At 41.7% G+C, this 1,777-nt stretch carries 1 protein-coding gene and 1 pseudogene; one reads left to right on the plus strand and one right to left on the minus strand.

Annotated elements, in window-relative coordinates:
• Positions 1–1,174 (minus strand): HD-GYP domain-containing protein (locus R7Q38_RS22995; RefSeq protein WP_140947686.1); only part of this gene is annotated, 1,174 nt, incomplete at its 3' end.
• Between the two features lie 345 nt (positions 1,175–1,519).
• Here R7Q38_RS22995 and R7Q38_RS23000 point away from each other — a divergent pair.
• Positions 1,520–1,777, plus strand: a pseudogene (locus R7Q38_RS23000) (sensor domain-containing phosphodiesterase); the annotation flags it as partial.

Below are 1,777 nucleotides of genomic sequence, written 5' to 3' on the forward strand. Positions count from 1 at the left end.
AAGGCGCTATCGCTCTTTCAATTTTGTGCGTACTTGTTTTTAAATCCACCATCGCGACATCAATGTATCGTTTGTACTTACGGGAGTAGAAACATTTCACTTCTGGCTTTAACGCTTGAGATGGATTCGAAGACCACACAATACCCACTCTGCCATCACTGAGTTCCACGATAGAACCTACTGGATACACACCAATGCAGTTGATGAACTTGTAAACCAGATCAGGGTCGAGATGGAAAGGCGTTAGACTGAGCAAAATCTTAAATGCTTCTGCTGAGCTCATGCCTTTTTTGTAGCAACGATCAGCGGTGAGCGCATCATATATATCGACGATACAACTCATGCGACCATGAATCGGAATCTCATCGCCCGATAGTCCGCGCGGATACCCCGTTCCATCAAGCTTTTCATGATGCATTAAACACACGTCTCGGCTGACATCGCTCAACCCTTTCACTTCAACGATGATCTCGCCCGCGAAGACTTGGTGCAACTTCATGTGCTCAAACTCTTCTGGCGTTAAACGCGCTGGCTTGTGAAGAATTTTATCGTCCACTTTGATTTTACCCACATCGTGAATGATGCCACCAATCGCCAATTGCTTGAGGGTATCTTTGTCTAAGCCTAAGTGTTTGCCGAACGAAACCAGCAGACAGGCGACATTTACTGAATGCTCGAGTAAATAAGAATCTTTCTGGCGCAATGCAGAAACACACTGCAAAGCGTCTGAATCAATAAATACACTTTCGATCATGTCATCCGCCCACGATTCAATCTCGTCGACTTGGATAACTTTGCCTTCAAAAGTTTGGTTGAGAAGTTTCTGCGCTAGGCCTTTTGCTTCCGCAATCAGCTTTTTAGCACGCTTGTGTTGGACTTCTCGCGAGCGATACGCACGTTGTACTTTGCTTGATACGGAAAGCGTTTTATCCCCTACTTCGATATCGATAGGTTCTTCGACGGGTTTGAATACGCACTGCTGAGCAGAAAGTGATTGATCAACCCAAACGAATTTCACGCCACTTGCGCGAAGCTTTTTAATGCCCTCTGCGCTCGAAACTCGACCAGCATTGGCTAAATTGACTCGTTTGTTATGCTCTATCGCGGTAACAAACATGCCGACAGCAACATCTGCGATTGCAATTTTAATTGAGTCTTCTGGGTTGTACTGCATATGGTGACATTTATTAAATACTATTAGGTAACGCGTGCATTATAAAAGATATCGCGCATAGCTGTTATAAGAATCCTCAATTCATTTCAATTAATGAGCATTCAGTCAATTAATAGAGCGATTTACTTCATAAAACCATTTTATTTTTATGGACTTAGCTCAAGAAATGACAGCATTATTAACTAATTTTAATAATTTGAGGAATGCATCAATAACTATTTCATATAAACACGATTTACTGTTGACTAAGTTTTATAAATATCGATGATCAGCAAGTTAAACTGAACGAAGTTTTATTCATTTGAAAGCGCAAGAACATGACTGTCTACTATTTTAAATTAGCATTTGTATCTTAATAATGCGCATGATTACTTCATTTCCCTGTTACAGGAACGCCCACTCATCTCTGTTGCCAGTAAGGCACGAGGAGGACATGTCTTGACCACCATTTTTGATCAACAGGCCTCAGACAATGATCGCGAGTTTCTCAAGATCGTCGAAGAACGCTTTATTCATATCTTTGATGTGTTCAACGAAGGCCTCTTCTACATGGACGAGTTTGGGACGATGGTTTTCTACAATCAGGGATTTTATGAGCAACTT

It is taken from the genome of Vibrio sp. Vb0598 (assembly GCF_033338935.1).
GTDB lineage: Bacteria > Pseudomonadota > Gammaproteobacteria > Enterobacterales > Vibrionaceae > Vibrio > Vibrio alginolyticus.